We start from the raw sequence: 15,907 nt of genomic DNA on the forward strand, positions 1-15,907 counted from the left end.
TTAGTATTTTTTAAACGGTTTGTGTCATTTTTTTAGATTGCTTAATTTCCGCAACTTTATCGGCACGATGAATACTATTAATGACGTGCAATAGCGCTTGACCTGAAGCTTCAACAATATCGGTGGCTAAGCCAGTACCGTGATATTTGCAGCCTTTATAATTGGCAATAATATCTGCTTGACCTAAGCCATCCTCACCTTCACCTTTTGCGGTAAGATCAAATTTATCTAACACAATGTCATAACCAGTTAAGCGATAAATACATTGGTAAAGTGCGTCCACAGGGCCATTACCAACCGCCGCTTCACAATGTTCTTCGTCGCCACATTGTAACTTGATTGATGTTGTTGCCATTACACTACCAGACTGCACGCTCAAATAGTTCAATTTGTAGAAATCATCTTCATCACGAAGCGATGCAAAATGCATGAGTGCTTCTAGATCATAATTGAAAACTTGGCCCTTATTATCGGCAAGTTTTAAGAAGTCATCATAAAGCGTATCGAGATTATATTCTTCTTCTTTATAGCCCATTTCATCCATATGGCTCTTAACTGCGGCTCTACCACTGCGGCTGGTCAAGTTTAGCGATTGATTCTTAAGGCCGATCGATTCAGGTGTCATGATCTCGTAGGTGTTTTTATTTTTCAATACACCATCTTGGTGAATACCGGACGAATGGCTAAATGCATTTGCGCCAACAATGGCTTTGTTGTCTTGAATTGGCATATTGCATAACTGGCTAACAAGTCGACTAGTGCGATGGATCTCATCATGTTTTAGCCCGGTTTCTACGCCTAATAACTCAGATCGTGTTTTGATGATCATAGCTATTTCTTCTAAAGAGCAGTTACCCGCTCGTTCGCCTATACCGTTAATAGTCCCTTCTACTTGTCGCGCACCTGCTTGAACCGCAGCAATAGAGTTAGCGACGGACATGCCCAAATCATCATGACAATGAACCGATATCACTGCTTTATCAATGTTAGGTACACGATTAAATAGTTGTTCAATAATATAACCAAACTCACTTGGCACTGTATAGCCAACGGTATCCGGAATGTTGACGGTTGTTGCACCTGCTTTAATGGTTTCTTCAACCATTCGACATAAATTGTCTATAGGTGTTCGGCCTGCATCTTCACAAGAAAACTCTACATCATCAGTATATTTGCGTGCACGTTTAACTGCTTGTACGCCCATTTCGACGACGTCATTGTAATCGCGGCGTAATTTGTCTTGTACGTGAATGGTTGATGTTGAAATAAAGGTATGTATTCGAAAGGCTTCGGCAACTTTTAGAGATTCGGCGGCAACATCGATATCTTTGGCTACCGCACGAGACAGGCCACAGATTCGGCTATTTTTTATGTGTTTAGCAATGGTTTGTACTGATTCAAAATCACCTGGTGAAGAAACAGGAAAACCAGCTTCAATTACATCAACACCAAGACGCTCGAGGGCATAGGCGATCTGCAATTTTTCTTTTACAGTCAAGCTTGCTGAAAGTGCTTGTTCGCCATCACGCAATGTGGTGTCGAATATAATGACTTGATCGTTCATACCTACTTCCTCTTCCTGTCCGTTGTTAACTGTTTAGTTAGCGTTGTCGTTAGTTTTTGTTGAGCTTTATATTTATTGAGTTGTAAAAAAGCCCGCTAAGTTAGCGGGCTTTTAGAATTTCTATGTGGTGTTTTTCGTCCACTGCCTACCCGCGCGATTGTTTCACGATAAGGAGGAGGCTGAGTAGTGTCGAAAAATTACATTTCATTGTTGTATCCAAAAGTTGTTACTGCATCTAAAAATGATGACCACAAAAATTATGCTTCAATTAGTACCGCACTCTATAACGTGCGTCAAGTCCTATGTCGTTTTTTCATTCAATTTTGTAAATCGAGATGATTAAGCCAGGTAATCTAGTCGGACGAAGAGAGGATTTACCACTTAATTAATCGTTTGATTAAATATTGATGAATTAAACTCATATATTTTATAAGGGTTTATTCTTTATAATTAATCAATTGATTAATAGGAGGCAACAATGACTCGTAAAGCAGGTAGGCCAAATGAAAGTACTCAAGCAAGGGCAAAACTGATTTTCCATGCCAGAGAACTGTATATGACGATGCCATATGACAAAGTGTCGACTCGATTAGTGGCTGAACGTGCAGGGGTGAATATTGCCATGATTCGATATTATTTTGGCAATAAACAAGGTTTATTTGAAACCATGATCAGAGAAACCATGCAGCCCATTAGTCAACAGATGAAAATGTTTGTTGAACGCGCGAACCAAGAGAGTTTGGTTGATCTAATGCGAGCGTATTATCAAACCATGATTAATACGCCTGAGTTTCCTAGGCTTATTGTGCAGATAATGAATATGTCAGAATCAGATATGCAGCGTAAGTTACTGGAAAAAATCTTTAGAGAAGTAACTAAGCCTGCACAAAAAATGATGTTTGAAAAACTTCTGGAAAGTGGTGTTTTAAGAGAAAACTTAGACCCTAAACTGTGCAGGATGACCTTTATGAGTATGATGGTTTTTCCGTTTATTGCTCCTCGTGCAATGCTTTCCATTCACGGTATAGAAATTAACAAAGCGTTTTTAGAACAGTTGCTTGAACACAATATCAATATTATCACTCATGGGTTTATATCCCCTGAATATTTGCATGTACTTGGAGAAAACAATGAAAATTAATCGCAAAATTCTTTTCTTTCCTGCTTTAGCGGTTGGTATTGTTATTCTCATTGTTGCCATAAAAATGAAACCTGACTTGCCTGTTAAGCCGGCAGGTGATAGGGCTAGATTGGTGGAAACGATGCAGTTAGAGCAAAGTGATGTTGCCCCTAGAGTAATTGGTTTTGGCAAGATCGCCCCCAAGTTTGAGTGGCAAGCGATTGCAGAGGTATCCGGTAAGGTCGTGTATAAAAACCCTGAACTTGAAAAAGGCCGAATACTGCAAGCCGGAACCGAAGTGTTACGGATTGATCCGCTCGATTATGAATTGAAATTAGCTCAGGCAGAAGCAGATTTGAGCTCGAGTCAAACTCAGTTAGCCAAACTAGATCAGGAAGAAAAAAACCTGAAAGGAACGCTTGAGATAGAAACCTCTCGGTTAACCATTAGTAAAAAAGAGCTAGATAGAAAAGTAAGTCTGCAAAAAAGAGGGCTGACCTCTCAGTCTGATGTCGATCAGCAAAATCAGTCGTACCTTTCGCAGCAAAAATTATTGTTAGATATGCAAAACCAATTGTCGCTTTATCCTGATGAAAGGAAAGTTGCTGAGGCTCTTATTAAGGTAAATGAATCCAAAGTTGCAGAAGCGAAACGTCAACTCGAAAAAACAACCATCGCAATGCCTCAAACTTTACGTATTGCTCAAGTTGATGTGGAAAAAGATCAAGTCGTCAACCTTCAGCAAACGATGCTGACTGCTCATGGGATGAATACGATGGAAGTAGAAGCGCAATTTTCTATTCATGATATGCAGTTAGTTGCTTCAAGTTTGCCACATTTTATTAATAGTACTTCAGGTGTTTCTCAGCTCGATATGAGTGAAGTTACTGCTGATATTGAGTTATCTAGTGGTAACTTAACCGCTCGTTGGCCAGCCAAAGTAGCCCGGATTAGCGAAACCGTTGATGCGACCCAAGCCACAGTGGGTATTATTTTAGAAATTGAACAAGATTATGACTCGCTTAATACAAGCACGACACCGCCGTTAGTCAATGGCATGTTTGTCAGTGCCGAGTTAACTGGTCAGAAAAGCTTAAGTTGGCTTATCCCCGAACGAGCACTCCACGGTAACCGCGTGTATATGATGGATGCGGAAAATAGATTGGATATTAGGACAGTCACCGTTTTGTATCGCACAGATAACCAAGTAGTAGTGGATGGCAACTTACAGCAAGGTGAGCGACTTATCGTTAATGATTTATTACCTGCTTTGCAAGGTATGTTATTAAAAGTGGAACAAACTGACGCTAAATTGATCGAGGGAGAAGAAGCATGATTCGTTTCTTTACCAAACATCCAACGGCATCAAATTTGTTAATGTTGACCTTGTTGATATTAGGCATCGTTTCAATTTCGACCATTAAACGTGAGACTTTTCCTGAATTTAGCCCTCCTTACATTATGGCCGGTGTTGTTTATCCCGGAGCCTCACCACAAGAGGTTGAAGAGAGCCTGTGTATTCGTATGGAAGATGCGGTAGATGGATTGGCCAACATTGAAGAAACTCGTTGTGAAGCGGTAGAGGGGTCTGCAAGGCTAGTTATAAAGCTGAATGAAAAAGCGGATATCGCCAGAATGTTAATGGATGTGCAAACTCAAATAGATTCCATTAATGATTTTCCTACCGAGATAGAGTCTCCTGTTGTTCAAGAATTGGATTGGAATGAACCGGTTGTTGATGTTGCCATTACCGCCGATACCTCATGGCCAGAATTAAAAGCGTATGCTGAAGATATGAAGCGCGTCCTAAAAACGGACTACGGCGTTTCTCTGGTTGATGTGAGCGGTTTTTCCGATCATCAATATCGGATAGAGCTTAATACTCAAGCGATTCGTCAATTAGGCTTGAGTGTTGCCGACATTGCAACGCAAATAGGTAAGCAAAACATTAAATTGCCAAGTGGTAGTATAGAAACACCAGATAAGAACTTTTTAATTCGTTTTGATGAACGTCGCATTACGCCAGAACAGTTGAGTTCTATTGTGGTAGGAGCAGGGACAAATGGTTCGATTGTTCGATTAAGGGATGTCGCTAGCATTACCGATAGATTTGAATTAGATGAACAAAAAGTGTTGTTTGATGGACATCCATCAGCCGTGTTAAAAATCAGCAAAAATAAACAAGATGATGCGTTGCGGGTAAAGGAAAATGTGGCTCAATTTGTGGAAGATATGCAGCAGAGTGTACCTGAAGGTGTCACACTACAGTTGACCAACGATCTTTCGTCTGTGTTGTGGGATAGATTAACCATGATGGTGCGAAATGGCTGGCAAGGTATCGTTTTAGTCTTTGCTACTATGTGGTTATTTTTTAGTTTTCGCTACTCTTTTTGGGTTGCAGCAGGCCTTCCGGTTGCGTTTTTAGGCGGGTTATTTTTAATGGCGCAATTGAGTCTATCCATTAACATCATGTCGCTCGTTGGGTTATTAATGGCAATAGGGATCATGATGGATGATGCTATTGTTATTGCAGAGTCAATCGCCTCTCATTTGGAACGAGGACAAAAAATAGAAGATGCGGTGGTTAATGGCGTCAAAAAAGTATTACCCGGTGTTATTTCTTCTTTTTTAACCACGGTGTGTATTTTTGGTAGTTTACTCTTTCTAGATGGCGAAATGGGAGCGGTGCTTAAAGCCGTGCCACAGGTTCTCATATTGGTCCTTTGTTTAAGTTTAGTCGAAGCGTTTTTGATTCTACCCAATCATCTTTCCCACTCTTTGCATAAAACCCAAAAAGAGCGACAACCACTCAAATTTAAACGCCTGTTATTAGAACGATTCGAGAATTTTCGCAATAGCACCTTGATTAATGCAGTCGAAAAAGTAGTGAAATATCGCTATGCCTTTCTCGGTAGTGTGTTAGCTATGTTATTGGCATCAGTTGCACTTATTGTTGGCGGCGGCGTTAAGTTTGTTCCTTTTCCTGAATTAGATGGAGATACAGCGGAAGCCAGAATAATTTTGCCACCGGGCACATCACTTACGCAAACAGAAGGCGTAGTAGATAAATTAGTGCAATCGGCACAACGTTTAAACAAAGAATGGACAGAGCAAGTAGAAGGCGGAGTCCCTCTTATTCAGCACATAACCAGCCAATTCAATGTAAATAAAGATGCGGATGAATCAGGGCCTCATATTGCGACAGTACGACTAGATTTATTAACGGCAGAAACAAGAAATACCAAGTTGGACGAATTTATTGATGCATGGCGGCAGGATGTTGGAGAGCTCGCTGACCCAATATCATTGGTCTTTAAACAGCCAACCATGGGGCCGGGTGGTCGAGATATCGAGATAAGAGTTAAACATGATGATCTTGATGAGCTTAAAAAGGCATCCATTGATATTCAGAACTATTTAAATGAATTTCAAGGCGTTTACGGCGTACTGGATGATATGCGATTAGGGAAAGAAGAAGTATTGGTTAAACTTCGTCCCGGAGCAGAAACATATGGTGTAAATGGTCAGATAATCGCCAATCAACTAAGGTCGGCGTTTTTTGGACAAACCGCCGATGAAATTCAAATCGGGGTTGAGAATATTTCCATTCAAGTAAGGCTAGACAAAGTGGAAGCGGGCGATTTACAACAGTTAGCTAATTTTCCAATTATGATGAATGACGGCAGCCAAATACCTTTAGCAACACTGGCCACCTTAGATTTTCAACGAAATTATGTTCGTATTCAGCGTATTGATGGTTTAAGAACCATAAGTGTCTATGGCGATGTAGATAATTCCATTGTCAGTTCTGCGTCCATTATTAATCAATTTCAAACTGAAGAAGCTCCACGGCTTAGTCAAAAATACCCAGGACTACGTTTCGATTTTGAAGGGCAGTCTAAAGACTCGGCTAAAACTGGCGCCTCTATGGGCAAAGGCTTCTTACTCGGCCTATTTGGTGTGTTTGTTATTCTTAGTTATCAATTTCGTAGTTATTTAGAACCATTTGTGGTTATGTTAGCGATTCCATTAGCCTTTATCGGTGTCGTATGGGGGCACTTCTTACTTGGTCACGCATTAAGCATGCCTAGTCTGATGGGGTTTGTTTCTCTAGCTGGAATTGTGGTGAACGATTCAATATTGCTAGTGCAATATATTCGTCATCATGTCGATCAGGGAGATAATGTGCATGATTCGGTGGTGAAGGCCAGTCGGGAAAGGTTTAGAGCTGTCTTTTTAACTTCAATGACCACGGCAGCGGGTTTGTTACCTTTATTAACTGAAACGAGTTTACAAGCGCAAGTAATACAACCGCTGGTTATTTCTATTGTGTTTGGTATTTTTGCTTCGACTATATTGGTTCTGTTTATGATCCCAGCAGCGTATTCAATTTTGGCCGATTGGGGATTCATTCATAAGCATGAAGAGCTTTAGGCTCTAGATAACATCTGTAACCCGTTTTAATATCGTTGGTTTATTAATTCAATATAAAATGGGTTACATCGTGTTTGGAAAAAATGATCTTATTAGCAAGGCAGTTATACCCTTGGCAATACAACGACATCGGTTTTTGCCAACATATCGTGTAAGCCGCGTTTTTTCGAATTAAAAGGAACCAATAGATTGGCCACTCCAAATCCTGAGGTGCCTATCCTAATCAATGCTTGAGGAATAGAAATCAAGCTTCCATCGGCGTTTTGTACCCTCATTTTCCATGCACGCATACCAATAGTTTGTCCTGCTTTGGTCCAAAAATAGGTAAAAAACCCAATCCAAATCAAGCCTAAATAAGCGGTAAAAATATAACTCCAAACAGGGTGTGTTGTTAACAAATCGCTTGCATCTTGATAAGAACCGTAATGCATCAACCCTGCTGCGACTAACGCTTCGAGTATGGCTATGATCAGACCTGCTGCAAGCATTTCAAGAGCAATAATAATTAAACCGTCATACAGCAGGGCGGCAAATCGTCTAACGATAGACGCAGGTGGTAACATTTGTTTATTTGTCATTTGAATTTATTAATTGGAATATTAAGTCAGGGTACAAGAGAGTCAGCATATAGATAAGAAATCAATTTGAAAAGAGACATTGTTTGCAAAATATTGAGTTGTTACTAAAGAAATCCGTCTAACGTCCGATGTAAGTTCTATGCTTATATTATTCATTGTATTTTGGGGCAAAGTTTAGCCCCCCTATTGTAAATAACAGATAACAGACATAGAAGAACTTCATAAGGTGCGAACGTCGCCTCTTTTCTATGAATTGTCGTGATGATAACTAGAAAAATATTTTTAAATTAAGAGTGTGTAATCAAATGAAATTCGATAAAGACGTTACATTTAAACAAAAAACCTATGTTATTGGCGTTCCTATGGTTCTGCTAACGATTGTGTACTTTATGCGTTATGGATATGCGACAGCAGATTTAATTGCCGGAATTATTTTAGTGACGATGACCGTTTTACTAAATAATCGTGGATTTCGATTCGTGATCCCTTATCTATTATACGGTTTTGTTGCTCTGCATATTCATCAAGCCTATGGGGACATTATGCTTCATTTTGAAGTGTTCATTATGCTAGGGCTCATAACATTGTATAACGATTGGTTAATGGTTTTGCACTGTTTAATTGCCGCTGCATTGCACCATATTCTATTTTTCTGGATGCAATCTTCCGGTGTACCTGTATTTATTTTCCCCCCAAACAGCAGTTATGTTCTGGTTATTGAACATTGTTTATACGCGATCCTTCAAGCATCAGCGTTAATGTATGGCTGCGTTATTTTGGAAAAAGGCTTGAAGCGAATGAACTATGTGAATGGCTTAGTCGATAAAATAGTACAAAATGAAAAATTAAATCTGGCGGTAGAGCTTAGAGAGGACGATGAGTATTTTGTTCGTTTTAATCAAATTATTTTGCAATTACAAAATACTGCAGCAGTGCAAAAAAGCGCCATTTCAGAATTAGATACCGTTTCTGAAAATTTTGTTGCTAACTTAAAAATTGTCGATGGAGAAATTTCTCATAATTCTCTAAATTCAGAAATGGTTGCTGCTGCAATAGAGCAATTGGGTAGTTCATTTAATACGATTTCTAATACAACACAAAGGTGCAATGACAGTACTCAACAAGCTAATCAGCTTAGTCACGACGCCTTGAGTCGCACATCCACTTGCCAGGCCACACTCAGTGATTTACGAGGAGTGGTCACTGATACTCGTGAAAATGTTGAGAATTTAGTTAAAGATACCGAAAATATTCATCATATTCTTGAAACGATCACCGGCATTTCCGAGCAAACTAATTTATTAGCATTAAATGCTTCGATTGAAGCTGCACGAGCAGGGGAAGCAGGAAGAGGGTTTGCGGTCGTAGCTGATGAAGTAAGGCAACTTGCCAATCGCACCAGTTCGAGTGTAGATGAAATCAATAAATCACTGTCTATTTTGGATAAAAACATAAGGTTATCAACCGATAATATCTCAAATACGATGAGTTTTTCAGATAATGTGTCTGAGGCGGTGGATAGCATTATTCAAGTAACAGAACAGATTTCAAGCAACATAACAACGGTTAACGATGAGATGCATTTAGTGGCTTCTTCTGTTACAGAACAGAATAGTGCGCTTGAGCAAATTAACAAGAATATGTCTGATGTAAATACTTCTTCTAGCGTTATTGCAAGAAAATCGGAGGATCAGAAATCATCGATTAATGAATTAGTCGTTTGTATCGATAAGTTAACCAAAGTGAGCGACCGGTTCGTTCTATAATGAAAGTAATCCGTATTGTTGGGGTTTTGTTTTTGGCAAGTGTCGTTGGGTATTTTATACCTGACTTTTTAAAGCTAGATAAGAAAATGGAGTTCGTTAACGAAACTGAAGAACTGTATCGTGTGATTGAGTGTGAAACCATCGATGACAAGTGCACAGTAGATAGTTACCAACTCCAATTTTTAACAGGTCGCTTTGGTATTTTAGAGCGAACCTCATTTAGGTTGTTATATGATGATCACTCGGTAGCAACTGAAATACTAATTACTTCTGATGATGGCCAGTTTGGTACTATACGTAGTCAAAGAGAGATAAGAGGGTCGGATATTAGACAGGCTCTAATTCCATATTGCGGTAATCCATTGATGAATATTGTTGTTATTGATGAGGCGCGACAAACTGGGATATTGATTAAATAATATTTTACCTTTGCCCATAAAGATTTTTTGAGCTAGGTAAAGTTTAATCAGAGGTGACTATAATTTAGCTTGTTAACCGTTACTGTGGTTAATTTATCAACAACTAAAGCACAAATACGATTTTTATTCTTGCACCACTTAGTTTCATCCGTATAATGCTCAACACATTAAGGGTTTAGCCCAAGATGCCGGTGTGGTGAAATTGGTATACACGACGGATTCAAAATCCGTTGCCTTCGGGCGTGGCGGTTCAAGTCCGCCCACCGGTACCATATTGAAAAAAAGGACGTCCTAGGGCGTCCTTTTTTGATCTATATATCAAATATTATTGAATAATTGACAGTAAAGGTTCGAAGTTTACTTTCCCTTAATCATATGTCGGATTATTCTGGGAAATTAGCCACTTTCTGAGTGTTTACTCCAACTTTATGCCATTCGGTTTGTTCTGAGCAGAAAATTTGAGCATCTAATGATTTACTTGGCTCCTCATTTATTGAGCCTGCAGGAACAATTAAGGATGTGCCATTTTGTGATAAATATGGCAAACCTGAACCACAATCAGTACAGAATACTTTTGAAAAAGATCGAGTTGGATGATCATAGCGTTTTGTTTTATCTTCTCCTTTTATCCATTCAATATTAGCGGGGGCAGTAAATAAATTGGCCGCATGAGCTGAACCGGTTAATTTTCTGCACTGCTCACAATGACAAAAGAAGAAATTCTTAAAGTCGTCTTTAATCTTGAAAGATACGTTTCCACAACAACATCCACCTGTTATTTCTTTCTTCATTTTTTACCTTTAAATTGAGGGTTCATTGTTGGATATTAGTATCACTACATACTATTTAAAATACACTGTAATTGATAAGCATAACTGCGAACACTGCCATAGCTTGTGCTACTATTTTATCCACTCAATTGAAGGTAACAGAAATATAACTAAATTGTTAGTTTTGAATAAGAGAGGAAACTTGTAGAACAAAGGGAGTATGCAAATCGAAAAAATATCCAATTTATTGAAAAAATTAAATATTAACACGGCCTAAAATCATAAACCCTTTAGTTTATATTGATACATTGTAAACAAACTCTTAGCGTTGAATGAAAGCTTGTTTAAGTTCTACATCACTTAGTTCTAGTATATTTGTCATGTTGATAAAAATAGCAGTTACATTTCAAACTAAATGCAACCTGATGCACTTGGTTTGATTTAGATCATCTCTTTTGGTTTGATTGAGATTAATAATAAACAAAAGGGTTATGATAATGAAATACACCTTAGTGTCAGTGGCTTTAGTTGGAGCCTCTTTTTTTGCATCGGCGCAGGAAGCGGTTAGTGAAGATACCTATTTCTCTAAAAAAATGAGTGTTGGTATTGAGTTATTTAGTGCTAGTAATGAATTTACTGGGACATTGGCAGGGTACTCGGAAGATATAGATATAGATAGTAAAGGTTTCGCCCTTCAATTTGGCTTTAAAACAGGTAGTTCAAAAACTTTAACTACCTACTTTGAATATCGAAATGAAAACTTTGATGAAGGTATTTATGATTATGAAAATAATGCTTTGCACTATTTTAGCATAGGTTTGTTTAAAGAATTTCCACAAGAAAATAATATTTCGCCTTATATTCGAGGATCGCTTGGTCTTGGGTTTATGGAAATAGATGAAACGGCTTATACTGACGATACGGCAAACGCATTTGGTGGTAAAATTGGTGCTGGTTTGGCTTTTTATCCAGCAAGCTCTATAAAAATTTATGGCGGTGTAGATCTGCAATATCGTATATGGAGTCCAATAGATACTGGAACTTATTATGGCGACTTAGATATTGATGAAACATCATTAATGTTCGGTGCGGGTGTGAGTTACCTTTTTTAAGTAACAGTTAAAGTAATATATTTTAACAGTGGGTATAATTTCATACCCACTTGGTGTTTAGTATTACCTAGCTCCATTGTCCGCATTACGCACAAAGATAAAAGAGACGCTTGTGAAAGTTATTTTTTACCTCTAAATCTGTTATTTTCCGTCTGTTCAATTAATTAATCTTTTAGTCTTTCAACTAAAAAGTCTATGGCTGCTTTTACTTTTGGCACTAAGTAGCGCTGTTTTTGATAGAGTAAATAGACCGCCATATCAGCATTTTGACTTATCGCTAACTCATGTTCGAATTGGAGTTCTTGTAATTGACCAGATTCAAGATACGAACTTAGTGCCCATCGAGTTGACATTAAAATACCTTCGCCATCGCAGGCTTTTTGTATGAGCCATTGCCCGTGATTTGAAATGACTAACGCAGGTCCTGATACGTCATGCCATTGACCATTCATATTACATAACCACGGAGTTGGTCCTGTTGGCGTATTAAAATACAAACCATTATGCTGTTTTAACTCCATCGGATTACTCGGTATGCCATGTTTCTGAAGATAACTTTTCGAAGCCACAGGAATAAAACCATTATCCATTAATCTTATTGCTAGCACACGTTCATTAGGTGCATACCCTCCGCGAATAGCAATATCGACATCATCACGCCCTAATGTTGATAATTCGTCATTTAAATTAACATCTAAAATGATTTGAGGATACAAAGCGCTGAATTCATCTAATAAAGGCAGCAATATCTTACTACCAAAATCGACCATAGAACTGATACGTAAACGGCCCATAGGCGTAGTTTGATAACTGCGAACCGTTTCATGGCTTTGTTCTAATTGATTTAATATTTGTTGGACGTCGTTATAATAAATTTGTCCTACTTCGGTTAGTTTGACTATTCGCGTTGAACGTTTTAATAACGTCGCTCCTAAACTTTTTTCTAAATCAGCAATCCGTCTTGATAATGATGATGGCGGTACGTTAAAAGTGTTTGCCGCTTTGGTAAAACTGCCTGTTTCGACGACTTTGCTAAAATATCGTATTGCACGTAGTTGATCCAATGAGCATCTCCATTTTATGAATATTGATGTAACTCGTCTTATTATTGTCTAAAAGGCAATAGTGATTCACATTCTGCTTTATATATCATTAGATTGAAACAAGTAATAATGTGGCAAACATGCTTAGCCTTAGTAAAAATTGAGCTTAGATAAAACAAAAGTTCGATGGCAACAGAATGAGACAATAAGGCGATTGATTTAAAAATTGAATTATTTTCAGGAGAAAATCCAGATGACAGACACAAATACCCAACTGATTTCAACCATTAATCAAGACAATACATTAACATTGGCTTTGCAAGATATTCCGATGCCGCAACCTTCTGCCGATGAAGTGGTGATTCGTATTGAAGCTGCGCCATTAAATCCGTCTGATTTGGCAGTGTTGTTCGGTGTAGCAGATATGACAACAGCAAAGCAGTCTGGCTCAGATAAAAGCCCTGTTATCACTGCTGATGTTCCAGCTCAGTTGATGTCGTCAGTAAAAGCGCGAGTAGATAAAGCAACGCCTGTGGGTAATGAAGGAGCAGGCACTGTGGTTGCAGCGGGTTCATCACCTGCAGCACAAGCGTTAATAGGTAAGATGGTTGCCGTTATTGGTGGTGGAACGTATCGTCAATATATTTGCGCGAATGTACAAAGTTGCTTAGAGTTAAAAGAAGGAACAACTGCTAAAGAAGGCGCTTCTTCTTTTGTTAATCCACTAACTGCACTTGCTATGGTTGAAACCATGCGCGCAGAGGGGCACAAAGCACTCATTCATGCTGCTGCTGCTTCTAACCTAGGTCAAATGCTCAATCGTATCTGTCTTGCTGATGGTGTGGATTTAATTAACATTGTACGTAAGCCAGAACAAGAAACTTTGCTGCGCGAGATGGGCGCTAAATACGTTGTTAATTCTAGTAGTGATACTTTTCTTGCTGATTTAACGGCCGCAATTACTGAAACGGGAGCAACCATAGCGTTTGATCCTATTGGTGGTGGGCAATTAACCAGCGATATTTTAAATTGTATGGAAGTTGCTGCAGCACGCGATTTGAAAGAGCACAGCGTGTATGGCTCTGATACGTACAAACAAGTTTATATTTATGGCGCATTAGACCGTGGTCCAATTACTTTACATCGTAACTTTGGTTTTGCATGGGGCATAAACGGATTTTTGTTATTTAATGCACTAGGAAAATTAGGCACTGAAACGGTTGTTGCGATGCGTAAACGTATTGCGGAAGAAATCAGTACAACATTTGCTAGTCACTACACTCATGAAGTGTCATTAACCGAAGCGTTGCAGTTAAAATCGATAGCAGCCTATTCTAAACAGGCTACTGGTGAAAAATATCTTATTACTCCTCAAAAGTGATTATCTTGGAAGTTATTGCTTTGACAGTGACGTGAGATGATTTTAGAACGATAAAAAGTAGCGAAGCCGAATAAACAGCAAAGCTACTTTTTCTTCTTGTACAGTCTTTCTATTGAACAAGTGAATTATTATGGTAATAATATCAATCAGATAAGATGTTACTGCACAACACTATTCTTGGTATTTATCTAATTTATTATAAAGCGTTTTTACACTTATCCCTAAGTCTTGAGCGGTCTCTGTTTTATTGCCTTCGTTTTCTTCTAGCGTATTTATAATAGCTGCTCTTTCTATCTTTTCTAACGATACGCCAGCAGGAACCATGTCTTCTACACTTGTGCCAGTTTCTAGTGGTGGAGTATCAAAAATCAAGTGCTCATCTTTGATTGTTTCATCGGCCAATATAAAAGCTCTTTCAATACAGTGCTTTAATTCTCTTACGTTGCCTGGCCATGAATGATTGGCTATTTTTTGTAAGGCAGAGTTAAGAATGTTTTTTGCCGATGCTTCATTAGCGTTGCGATGAGCAATAAAGTGCTTAGCTAAACCAACGATATCATCGCTTCTTTCACGTAACGGTGGAATAAGGATAGGAAAGTGTGCCAATCTAAAATACAGATCTTCTCTTAAGAATTGTTCTTCAATAGCAATTTGTGGATCTCGGTTTGTGGCAGCGATAATGCGAGTATTGGCCATATTGAGAGCGTTACTGCCAACGGGCCTATATTCACCGGTTTCTAATACTCGCAATAATTTGACTTGATGTTCGAGCGGCATTTCGGTGATTTCATCTAGAAATAGAGTGCCGCCTTCTGCTTGCTTAAATACCCCTTGGTGAGCTCTGTTCGCGCCAGTAAACGCGCCTTTTTCATGACCAAACAATTCACTATCGACTAATTCTGGGCTGATCGCTCCACAGTTGATGGCGATAAAAGGTTGGTTTTTTCTATCACTAGCAAGATGAATGGTTTGGGCTACAAGTTCTTTTCCTGCTCCACTTTCTCCAACAATTAACACGTTTGCTTCTGTTTTGGCGACTCTTCTTAATACCCGATACAGTTTATGCATTGGTCTGGATGATCCAACCAACATACCAAACTGATCAAGATCACTAGTTGATACTTTGCGACCCGTTTCCTGTTTTTGTAGGAAGTACTGACTAAAATCAGCCAGAGTATCTTCTAAAATTGGCATATCGACAGGCGTTCGGTAGTGAAAAATAGCGCCATGATTCATCATCATATCTAGATTTTCATTGGGCTTTCCGGAACTAATGATCACCAAATCCATGTCATCTAATTCAGTTGTATTAGATAGTCGAGTAAAATCTTGGTTAGTAAAATGAGATACTTCAATTATGGCTGCATTTGGCTGGAGTTTTTCTAGTTTATCAATCCAATGCTCTTTTGTTGTACTGTGAACAGTTTGGAAATTTTTTAACTCATTCAGAGAGTTGATCTGAGCCAACAGAGACTCATCTACTAATTCTATAAACAGTGTCGGCAATGACATGATTAAACTCTCTTAATTATATGAAAATAAACCGAATCGAGAATAGCACGAAGCCTTTCAAATACAAATCTATCATTTAGTGATGACGCAATATGACTAAAATATTTAAAATATAAATGTTCCCATAAAATAGTGATGAAATAATGAACTACTGATTGTTATTTTTATAGTGACTCAGTATTGCTAATGAATATATTTTTCTCTGGGT

12 protein-coding genes and 1 tRNA gene are annotated in these 15,907 nt (G+C 38.5%); 8 read left to right on the plus strand and 5 right to left on the minus strand.

Annotated features, from left to right (window positions below; genetic code table 11):
- Positions 1-10 precede the first annotated feature (10 nt).
- Complete coding sequence (leuA, locus tag R3X26_RS15530) at positions 11-1,564, minus strand: 2-isopropylmalate synthase (RefSeq protein ID WP_317718239.1); 1,554 nt, start codon at positions 1,562-1,564, stop codon at positions 11-13.
- Positions 1,565-2,042: 478 nt separating this feature from the next.
- On the opposite strand from leuA, the gene R3X26_RS15535 reads away from it, so the two are divergent.
- The 3 genes from R3X26_RS15535 to R3X26_RS15545 are packed head-to-tail and all read left to right on the plus strand — an operon-like array spanning position 2,043 to position 7,118.
- A complete protein-coding gene (locus R3X26_RS15535; RefSeq protein WP_317718240.1) occupies positions 2,043-2,705 on the plus strand; it encodes a TetR/AcrR family transcriptional regulator in 663 nt (220 codons plus the stop codon).
- Positions 2,695-4,020, plus strand: a complete 1,326-nt coding sequence (locus tag R3X26_RS15540; RefSeq protein ID WP_317718241.1) for an efflux RND transporter periplasmic adaptor subunit — start codon at positions 2,695-2,697, stop codon at positions 4,018-4,020. Before R3X26_RS15535 ends, R3X26_RS15540 begins: the two co-directional genes overlap by 11 nt.
- Positions 4,017-7,118 (plus strand): efflux RND transporter permease subunit, encoded by a 3,102-nt coding sequence (locus tag R3X26_RS15545; protein ID WP_317718242.1) that lies wholly within the window; start codon positions 4,017-4,019, stop codon positions 7,116-7,118. The genes R3X26_RS15540 and R3X26_RS15545 overlap by 4 nt, the downstream gene beginning before the upstream one ends.
- Before the next feature lie 104 nt (positions 7,119-7,222).
- Here the strand turns inward: R3X26_RS15545 and R3X26_RS15550 are convergent, their stop codons facing one another.
- The gene (locus R3X26_RS15550) at positions 7,223-7,696 is read right to left on the minus strand and encodes an RDD family protein (RefSeq protein ID WP_317718243.1); all 474 of its coding nucleotides are present in this window, start codon (positions 7,694-7,696) and stop codon (positions 7,223-7,225) included.
- 305 nt (positions 7,697-8,001) lie between these two features.
- On the opposite strand from R3X26_RS15550, the gene R3X26_RS15555 reads away from it, so the two are divergent.
- The 3 genes from R3X26_RS15555 (at position 8,002) to R3X26_RS15565 (ending at position 10,153) form a co-directional block, all read left to right on the plus strand.
- Positions 8,002-9,462: a methyl-accepting chemotaxis protein gene (locus R3X26_RS15555; RefSeq protein WP_317718244.1), complete on the plus strand. Its 1,461-nt coding sequence runs from the start codon at positions 8,002-8,004 to the stop codon at positions 9,460-9,462.
- Positions 9,462-9,881, plus strand: a complete 420-nt coding sequence (locus R3X26_RS15560) for a hypothetical protein (RefSeq protein ID WP_317718245.1) — start codon at positions 9,462-9,464, stop codon at positions 9,879-9,881. The genes R3X26_RS15555 and R3X26_RS15560 overlap by 1 nt, the downstream gene beginning before the upstream one ends.
- Before the next feature lie 187 nt (positions 9,882-10,068).
- Positions 10,069-10,153: transfer RNA gene (locus R3X26_RS15565), tRNA-Leu, on the plus strand.
- A 111-nt stretch (positions 10,154-10,264) separates the two neighbouring features.
- Here the strand turns inward: R3X26_RS15565 and R3X26_RS15570 are convergent.
- Positions 10,265-10,672: a GFA family protein gene (locus R3X26_RS15570; RefSeq protein ID WP_317718246.1), complete on the minus strand. Its 408-nt coding sequence runs from the start codon at positions 10,670-10,672 to the stop codon at positions 10,265-10,267.
- Between the two features lie 476 nt (positions 10,673-11,148).
- On the opposite strand from R3X26_RS15570, the gene R3X26_RS15575 reads away from it, so the two are divergent.
- Positions 11,149-11,763, plus strand: coding sequence for a hypothetical protein (locus R3X26_RS15575; protein WP_317718247.1), 615 nt, complete (start codon positions 11,149-11,151; stop codon positions 11,761-11,763).
- Positions 11,764-11,927: 164 nt separating this feature from the next.
- On the opposite strand, the gene R3X26_RS15580 is transcribed toward R3X26_RS15575, so the two are convergent.
- A complete protein-coding gene (locus R3X26_RS15580) occupies positions 11,928-12,827 on the minus strand; it encodes a LysR family transcriptional regulator (RefSeq protein WP_317718248.1) in 900 nt (299 codons plus the stop codon).
- Between the two features lie 232 nt (positions 12,828-13,059).
- Between R3X26_RS15580 and R3X26_RS15585 the strand changes: the two genes are divergently transcribed.
- Positions 13,060-14,187 (plus strand): zinc-binding dehydrogenase, encoded by a 1,128-nt coding sequence (locus R3X26_RS15585; protein WP_317718249.1) that lies wholly within the window; start codon positions 13,060-13,062, stop codon positions 14,185-14,187.
- Between the two features lie 171 nt (positions 14,188-14,358).
- Here R3X26_RS15585 and R3X26_RS15590 read toward each other — a convergent pair whose 3' ends face one another.
- Positions 14,359-15,699, minus strand: a complete 1,341-nt coding sequence (locus tag R3X26_RS15590) for a sigma-54 dependent transcriptional regulator (protein WP_317718250.1) — start codon at positions 15,697-15,699, stop codon at positions 14,359-14,361.
- Positions 15,700-15,907 lie beyond the last annotated feature (208 nt).

It is taken from the genome of Vibrio sp. TH_r3 (assembly GCF_033101115.1).
Lineage (GTDB): Bacteria > Pseudomonadota > Gammaproteobacteria > Enterobacterales > Vibrionaceae > Vibrio.